This window comes from Microbacterium sp., assembly GCF_011620715.1.
In the GTDB taxonomy this organism is placed as follows: domain Bacteria; phylum Actinomycetota; class Actinomycetes; order Actinomycetales; family Microbacteriaceae; genus Microbacterium.
In genome coordinates, this window is the sequence record NZ_WOYP01000104.1 from 1 (window position 1) to 7,867 (window position 7,867).

Consider the following 7,867-nt stretch of genomic DNA (forward strand, 5'->3'; position numbering starts at 1 on the left):
TCACTCGGAGGACAGCATCCGCACGCCGTCGAGCACGGCGGAGTGCGTGTGCGGCGAGCCGAGCACGCGGAAATGGCCGGATGCCGGGACGATCACGTTCGTCGCCCCCTCCAGGGCGCTGCCGCCGGGGATGTGCGGGTCGAAGCGTCCGAACACCGACACGATGCGGCCGTTGACGGACTCGTCGCGCCCGAGCATGACGATCGTCTCGTCGTCGGGCAGAAACGCCCGGATGCTGGGCACGAAGAACAGTCCGGCGAGCGGTGATCCGTGGAACGGCGTGCACACGGCGACGAGGCCGAGGACGCCGAGCGGGGGTCCCGTGGGTTCGGCGGTCGCGGCTGCCGCGGCATCCGCCGGATCGCCCCCCGCCGCCGCCTCGATCGCCGCGGCAGCGGCCGCGCGGGATGAGATGAGCAGGTGCTTGCCGATCAGGCCGCCCTTGCTGTGCGCGACCAGGACCCGGCCGTCGCCCTTCGGCGGCTTGCTCGCGAGCGCCCGCCCGAGCCGGTCGGCCGTCTCGGCGATGCCGCGACTGTTCATCCCGAGTCCGTGGACGACCTCGACGCGGTGGCCCGCGGCATTGAGCGCGTCTCCGAGCGGACGCAGGAACGTCCAGTGCTCATACACCCCGGGGAGCAGGATGACCTCGGCGAGATCGTCCGAGCCCGTGCGCCACGCTCGCGGTACCGGTCGCGGGCGGCCCAGGGTCCAGGGCGCCGTCACGAGCGCCAGCTGCCGCCGCGCGGCGTACGCATAGTCGAGGCCCCACAGCCAACCGCGCGCGATCACGTTCGGGCGGCCGTCGTCGGGTGTCATGAGCGGAAGTCTAGGAGCCGTGCGACGGTGGGCGGGACGCCCGAGGAGGGTGATCCGCTCAGGACTGCGGTGGCTCGGCGACGCTCTTGTCGGGCGGACCCGCGGGGCGTGTGGCCCGGTCGTGATGGTGATGCGCGGGCTGACCGGCGGGTAGTCCGGAGCGCTCCTGCCCGGGCAGCGGGCGCGAGCGGCGGCCGTAGATGAGTTCGGTCGAGTCGAGCAGCCAGGGCACGACCGTGATGGAGACGCCGTGGATGAGCATCAGCTGGTTCGCGATGCGCCGCGCGCGGCGGTTGTGCAGGAGCGACTCCCACCAGTGGCCGACGATGTACTGCGGCAGGTAGACGGTGACCACCGAGGATCCGTGCTCCTGCCTCCACTGCTTGATGAACTGTGCGACCGGGCTCGCGAACGTGCGATACGGGGATTCGACGATGGTCAGCGGCACCGGGATGCTGTGCTCGGACCACTGCTGCTGCAGCTTCTCCGACTCTTCCGCACTGACCGCGATGTGAACGGCGAAAGTCTGGTCGTGGCGGGCGGCCAGCGCGTAGTCGATCGCCTTGATGACGGGCTTCTGCAGGCGCCCGACCAGGACGATCGCGACGTCGCCCTCCGAGCCGAAGTGCGTCTGGTCGTCGGGCTCGATCTCGTGCTCGACGTCGCGGTAGTACCGATTGACGCCGATCATCAGGGTCGCGAGGATCGGAATCGCGATGAAGACGAGATACGCGCCGTGCGTGAACTTGGTCACCGTGACGATCAGCAGCACGAAGACGGTCAGCGTGGCACCGAGGGAGTTGATCGCCAGACCCGTGCGGGACGAGCGGCGTTCCGAAATCGCGGACGGTGCCTGCGCGGCCTCCGGCGACAGCGCCTTGAGGTTGCGCAGCGATCGCCGCCAATGGCGGACCATGCCGATCTGCCCGAGTGAGAACGAGACGAACACGCCGATGATGTACAGCTGGATCAGCGTGGTGAGGTTCGCCTGATAGACCACGAGCACGGCGACGGCGACGACGCCGAGGATGATCATGCCGTTGGAGTAGACCAGGCGGTCGCCGCGGGTGTTGAGCGCCTTCGGAGCGTAGCCGTCGCGGGCGAGCACTGAGCCCAGCAGAGGAAAGCCGTTGAAGGCTGTATTGGCTGCCAGGAGCAGCACGCACGCCGTGGCCGCCTGGATGACATAGAACGGGATGGATCCCATTCCGAAGGTCGCCGAAGCCACTTGCGCCATGAGGCTGGGCTGAGGGTTGTCGCAGTCGAAGCCGATCAGGTTGCACGGGTTCTCGGCGTAGTGGACGCCGGAGATGAGTGCGAGCGTCGTCAGCCCCGCGAACATGACGATTGCGATGAGACCCATCATGGTGAGCGTCATCTGGGCGTTGCCGACCTTGGGGCGGCGGAACGCGGGGACGCCGTTGGCCACCGCCTCGACGCCGGTGAGAGCGGAGCAGCCGCTGGAGAAGGCCCGCAGCACCAGCAGGATGACCGCCGCCTGGGCGAGGCTCTCGCCCTCTACGCCGAACTCGGCGCTGGAGGCGATGGGCGGATCGCCCAGTGCGGTGCGGGCGAGGCCGACGACCACCATGATCACCACCGAGGCGATGAACACATAGGTGGGGATGGCGAACAGCAGCGATGCCTCGCGCACGCCGCGCAGGTTGACGACCACGATCAGGATGACGAATCCGACGGCGAGCCCGACCCGGAACGGATTGAGTCCGGGGATCGCGGAGATGATGTTGTCGACTCCGGAGGCGACCGACACCGCGACCGTCAGGACGTAGTCCACCAGCAGGGCGGCGGCGACGACCACGCCCGGAACTTCGCCGAGGTTCTTCGAGGCCACTTCGTAGTCGCCGCCACCGGACGGGTACGCCTTGATGAGCTGGCGGTAGCTGACCACGACGACGATCAGCAGCACGACGACCGCGAGGGCGACGAAGGGGCTGAACGCCAGAAACGCCATTCCGCCGGTGAGCAGGATCATCAGCAGCTCCTGCGGGGCGTACGCCACCGAGCTCAGGGCGTCGGACGCGAAGATCGGCAGCGCCATCCTCTTGGGGAGCAGCTGGTCGTCGAGTTTCGCAGACGTGAGCGGATCCCCGAGAAGAAGACGCTTGGCGATCGGCGAATCTGCGCCGGGCTCGCGACTGTCAGTGGCCACGGCGGGCGACACTACGCCTGTCTGGTGGTGCGCGCAATGCGACCGGCGGTGACGTGGCCGATCCGCGTCCGTCGGCGCCCGCTAGCCGAGGAACTCGCGGGCGGCCACGACGAGCGCGTCGACTCCGAGACCGATCGTGGGATTGATGACCGGCGCGAAATACGGCGAGTGGTTCGTGGGGATGTCGCGGTCGATCGTGCCGCCGGCGCTCGCTTCGGCGAACGTCTGCGGATCGACCCCGCCCCAGAACCAGAAGACCAGCGGAGCGCCCGAATCGCGCGCGAACCAGGAGACGTCCTCACTGCCGGTGAACATGCCGGGATCCACGACGGTGCCGTCGCCGAAAGCGCTGTCGAACGCGAGCGTCAGCCGCGCCGTCGCGTGCACGTCGTTGATCGTGGGCGGCAGGGAGTGGTCGACGGCGATCATCGGCTCCTCGTCTGCGCCCGAGGCCTGCGCTTCGGCGCGGATCACGCGTTCCACCTTCGCGAGCACGCGCTCCCGGGCCTCTTCATCGGGATAGCGCAGGCTCAGTTCCAGCTTCGCCTCGGCGGGGATGATGTTGTTCTTCAGACCGGCGTGGATCGATCCGACGGTGACCACGGCGACATCGCGCGGGTCGACCTCGCGCGAGACGATCGTCTGCAGCCGCATCACGGTGGCCGCGGCCATCACGACCGGGTCGATCGTGGAGTGCGGACGCGAGCCGTGGCCGCCTCTGCCGAGGAGCGTCACGGTCAGGCCGTCGGATGCCGCCATCTGGGTGCCCGGTCGCACGCCGATCGTGCCCGACGGCAGCGGGGTCACGTGCTGGCCGAGCACGATGTCGGGCTTGGGGAAGCGGTCGAGCACGCCGTCGGCGATCATCGCCTGCGAACCTGCTCCGTACTCCTCGGCGGGCTGGAAGACCGCGACGATCGTCCCCGACCACTCGTCCCTCGTGGCCAGCAGCTTCTCGAGCGCGCCGATCAGGCACGTGACATGCATGTCGTGACCGCAGGCGTGCATGACGGGCACGTCGGAGCCCGCAGGGTCGGTACCCCGCGCGGTGCTCGCATATTCCAGGCCGGTCATCTCCTTCACCGGGAGCGCGTCCATGTCGGCACGCAGCCAGACGACGGGACCGTCTGCGGATTCCCCGGTGTCTCGATACACGGCTTCGCCGCTGTTCGAGAGCCGAGTGGAAGGGTTGCGGATGATGCCGACGACGCCGGTCTTGCCGATGCCCTCTTCGAACTCGATGCCCAGCTCGCCCAGGTGCCGGGCGACCACCCCTGCGGTGCGCGTCTCCTGGAACGAGAGCTCCGGATGCCGGTGCAGATCGATGTAGAGCGCCTCGAGGTCGATGGTCATGGCTTCGAGCCTAGCCGCGGGGTTGAAACCCCGTCAGCGGTCGAAGCGGGCGGTGGTGGCGCGCACGATCAGCTCGTACGGCAGACGCCGGGGCTCTTCGCGGGGGATGGCCGCATCCCTCGCTTCGAGCTCGTCGAGGATCGCGTCCGCCGCGCGCTCGCCTTGCGCCAGGGGAAACTGGTCGACCGTCGTGAGGCGGAAGAACTCGCCGAGCTCGTGGCCGTCGATTCCGATGACGGAGAGATCCTCGGGCACGCGGTACCCGAGCTCGCGCGCGGCCAGCAGCGCGCCGATCGCCATCTCGTCCGACGCCGCGAAGATCGCCGTCGGACGCTCGCCCGGCCTCCCGAGCAGCTGCTTGGCGGCGCGGAAGCCGCCCTCGACCGTGAAGTCCGCAGGTTCGAACAGCGCGGGACGGGGCGGGATGCCGGCATCTGCCAGCGTCCGTTCGAAGCCCTGCCGGCGATGGGTGGGGATGTGGAAGTCGATGTCGAACTCGGGGCTCGCGCCGATGTGCGCGATCTCGCTGTGGCCGAGGGAGATCAGATGCTCGGTCGCCAGGCGCGCGACCGCGACGTCATCGACGGTGAGGGTCGACAGGCGGGGATTCGGACCGCCGATCGCGATCACCGGCAGGTCGAGCTCGCGCAGCTGCTCGGTCTCCTCGTCGCCGAGTTCGATCGAGATCGCGATGACCCCGTCCACCCGCTGCCGGCGCAGGAAGGTCTCGAAGACGCTGCGGCGCTGCTCGCGATCGGCGGTGAGGTTGTAGAGGGTGATGTCGTAGCCGCGGCGCATGAGAGCGGATGCCGTGCCGCTGAGCACCGTGCTGAAGAACCAGCGGTCGAGGAACGGCACCAGTACGCCGATGTTGCGCGTGCGGCCCGAGGCCAGACTCGATGCTGACGAGGACACCACGTAGCCGAGGGTCTTCGCGGCCGTCTCCACTCGAGCGCGGGTCGCATCCGACACGTGTCCGCGTCCGCTGAGCGCACGGGAGACGGTCGCGGTGGAGACGCCCGCGAAGCGCGCGACCTCATCGATGCTGACCACGTCTTCCCCCCTTCGAGCGTCGAGTTCCGGCGGTCAGGCGGCGCCGTTCTCGAGCCAGACGGCGGTGTCGACCGGCAGCATCCCGTCGGTGATCGGTCCGCTCGTCGCGATCACGCTCCCGTGCGGCAACGGGATCGCGGCGGAGCCGATGTTCGCGACGACGGTCACATTCCCATTGCGGAATGCGAGGATGCCGGGCTCGTGCGTCTCGATCCATTCCAGCCTCCCCGCCCCGAGCCGGTGGGTGCGGCGCCCGGCGAGAAGAGTCGTGTACAGCGACAGAGTCGACGCGCCGTCGCCGATCTGCCGGTCGCGCGCGAGATTCGCCCAGGACGCGGGCTGCGGCAGCCAAGAGGCACCCGTGGGGCTGAACCCGTACGCCGGCTCGGTCGCCGACCACGGCACCGGAACCCGGCAGCCATCACGGCCGTAGCGTTCCCCGGCCGTGCGGAACCACGTCGGGTCCTGGCGCGCCTCGTCGGGCAGGTCGACGGCCTCGGGCAGGCCGAGCTCCTCGCCTTGGAAGATGTACGCCGAGCCGGGCAGGGCGAGCATGACGGTCGAAGCGGCGCGGGCGCGACGCAGACCCACATCGGGGATCGGCTTGCCGGGCGAGAGCGGTCCGATGCCGTGACCCTGGGGGTTCTCCTCCGTCAGCGCCAGACGCGAGGCGTGGCGAACCACGTCATGGTTCGAGAGCACCCAGGTGCTCGGAGCCCCGACCGCCCCGTAGGCGCGCAGCGACTCGTCGATCACGGCGCGCAGGGGAGCGGCATCCCACTTCGTCTCGAGGTAGGCGAAGTTGAAGGCCTGGTGCATCTCGTCGGGACGCACCCAGAGTGCGGTCTGCTCGATCGTGGGCAGCCACGCTTCCGCGCAGAGTGCCCGGTCGCCGTCGTACTCGGCCAGCACCCGGTGCCAGTCGCGGTACACGTCGTGTACGCCGTCCTGACCCCAGTACGGCACGTTCTCCTCGCCGCCGCCCAGCGCGTCGGCATCCGTCGGCGGGGTGTAGTCGGGCAGCGCCGAATCCTTCACGAGTCCATGTGCGACGTCGACGCGGAAGCCGTCGACGCCCCGGTCGAGCCAGAAGCGCAGGATGCGGCGGAACTCCTCGCGCACCTCCTCGTTCGACCAGTCGAAGTCGGGCTGCGACGTGTCGAACAGGTGCAGGTACCACTGGCCCGGCGTTGCGTCGACCGTCGCCTGATCAGAGGCAGGGACGCGGGTCCAGGCCGGACCGCCGAAGACCGAGTCCCAGTTGTTCGGCGGCAGTTCGCCGTGGACGCCCTTGCCGTCGCGGAACAGGTAGCGCGCCCGCTCCCGGCTGCCCGGTCCCGCGGCGAGCGCGGCCTGGAACCAGGCGTGCTGGTCTGAGGAGTGGTTCGGCACGAGGTCGACGATGACGCGGATGCCGCGCCCATGCGCCGCCGCGAGCATGGTGTCGAAGTCGGCGAGCGTGCCGAACAGCGGGTCGACATCGCAGTAGTCGGCGACGTCGTACCCGGCATCCTTCTGGGGGGACCGCTGGAACGGGCTGAGCCAGAGCGCATCCACGCCGAGGTCGACGAGGTCGTCCAGGTGGGCCGTGACGCCCGGGAGGTCGCCGATGCCGTCGCCCGAGCTGTCGGCGAACGAGCGCGGGTAGATCTGGTAGATGACGGCAGTGCGCCACCATTCGGCTCCGGGCTGGGAGGAGAGGTCGAAGGGGTGCTCGGCGAGGTCGGGCGAAGTCATCCATCCAGGATAGTGGAAGCGCTTGCATCGGCTCTGCCGTGTGACCGCCTGCGCAGGCGGCGCGGATAAGGTGGGCGCGTGCCCTCCGCCGACGCCCTCGCCTCCGCCGAATCGCTGATCCTCGCGATACCGGACTACCCGGAGCCCGGCATCCTGTTCCGCGACATCACCCCGCTGCTGGCGGATGCCTCGGCCCTGCGCACCACGATCGACGCTCTCACCGCGCCCTTCGCGGGCACATTCGACGTGGTCGCCGGTGTCGAGGCGCGCGGTTTCCTGCTGGCGGGGGCGGTCGCGATCGCCTCGGGGGTGGGCCTGGTGCCGGTGCGCAAGGCCGGCAAGCTGCCCCGCCCCGCGGCATCCGTCTCGTACGCGCTCGAGTACGGCGATGCGACGATCGAGGTGCACGACGACCTCACGCCCGGAACTCGAGTGCTGCTCGTGGACGACGTGCTCGCGACCGGTGGCACCCTGGCCGCGGCGCATCGTCTCTTCGCCGAGCTCGGGGTCGTCGTGGTGGGGACGGCGGTGCTGATGGAGCTCGAGGGTCTCGGCGGGCGCGACGTGGCGGGCGACGTGCACACGGTGTTCTTGGGCTGAGCCCCGTTTGCCGAGAAGGTGCCTCCCGCGTCGAGAAGGTGCCTGCCGCGCCGAGAAGGTGCCTCCGGTGCCGAGAAGGTGGGCACCTTCTCGCGGCGAAACCCACCTTCTCGCGGCGAAACCCACCTTCTCGCG

At 69.5% G+C, this 7,867-nt stretch carries 6 protein-coding genes; 1 reads left to right on the forward strand and 5 read right to left on the reverse strand.

Annotated elements, in window-relative coordinates:
* The 5 genes from QZV84_RS10350 to QZV84_RS10370 form a co-directional block, all read right to left on the reverse strand.
* Positions 1-819, reverse strand: a complete 819-nt coding sequence (locus QZV84_RS10350) for a hypothetical protein (RefSeq protein ID WP_292829154.1) — start codon at positions 817-819, stop codon at positions 1-3.
* A 58-nt stretch (positions 820-877) separates the two neighbouring features.
* Positions 878-3,001 carry an APC family permease gene (locus QZV84_RS10355; RefSeq protein ID WP_292829156.1) on the reverse strand — a complete coding sequence of 708 codons (2,124 nt, stop codon included), beginning with the start codon at positions 2,999-3,001 and terminating at the stop codon, positions 878-880.
* 69 nt (positions 3,002-3,070) lie between these two features.
* Positions 3,071-4,342 (reverse strand): amidohydrolase, encoded by a 1,272-nt coding sequence (locus QZV84_RS10360; protein ID WP_292829158.1) that lies wholly within the window; start codon positions 4,340-4,342, stop codon positions 3,071-3,073.
* A gap of 33 nt (positions 4,343-4,375) precedes the next feature.
* Positions 4,376-5,395, reverse strand: coding sequence for a LacI family DNA-binding transcriptional regulator (locus QZV84_RS10365; protein WP_292829160.1), 1,020 nt, complete (start codon positions 5,393-5,395; stop codon positions 4,376-4,378).
* 33 nt (positions 5,396-5,428) lie between these two features.
* On the reverse strand, positions 5,429-7,132 hold the full coding sequence (locus tag QZV84_RS10370) for a glycoside hydrolase family 13 protein (RefSeq protein ID WP_292829162.1): 1,704 nt from the start codon (positions 7,130-7,132) through the stop codon (positions 5,429-5,431).
* Positions 7,133-7,210: 78 nt separating this feature from the next.
* Here QZV84_RS10370 and QZV84_RS10375 point away from each other — a divergent pair, with 78 nt between their 5' ends.
* Positions 7,211-7,732 carry an adenine phosphoribosyltransferase gene (locus QZV84_RS10375; protein ID WP_292829164.1) on the forward strand — a complete coding sequence of 174 codons (522 nt, stop codon included), beginning with the start codon at positions 7,211-7,213 and terminating at the stop codon, positions 7,730-7,732.
* Positions 7,733-7,867 lie beyond the last annotated feature (135 nt).